This window comes from Paraburkholderia sp. SIMBA_027 (assembly GCF_046535315.1).
GTDB lineage: Bacteria > Pseudomonadota > Gammaproteobacteria > Burkholderiales > Burkholderiaceae > Paraburkholderia > Paraburkholderia tropica.
Genome location: NZ_JAWRWY010001724.1, coordinates 1 through 231, shown reverse-complemented (window position 1 = coordinate 231; position 231 = coordinate 1). Strand labels below are relative to the sequence as shown.

Below are 231 nucleotides of genomic sequence, written 5' to 3'. Positions count from 1 at the left end.
CGCACTTGTTGCTTCCGGATCGCCGAAGTCTTCCGGCTTGAACGAGGCGCGAATGGCCTGGCGTATCGGGTTGTAGATGTCGATCGCCGGTGCAGACCGGGCCGATGAGCCGAAGCCGGTGGTGAAGTGGCCCGGCTCAAGGATCGTGACCTTGATGCCGAATGCTGCGACTTCACCGGCCAATCCCTCTGAAATGGCTTCGACCGCAAATTTGGTTGCCGTATATGTCCC

At 59.7% G+C, this 231-nt stretch carries 1 protein-coding gene; it reads right to left on the bottom strand.

Annotation, left to right across the window (positions count from 1 at the left end; all coding sequences use genetic code 11):
- On the bottom strand, positions 1-231 hold a 231-nt coding region (locus SB764_RS45065; RefSeq protein WP_410867443.1), incomplete at both ends, for an SDR family NAD(P)-dependent oxidoreductase.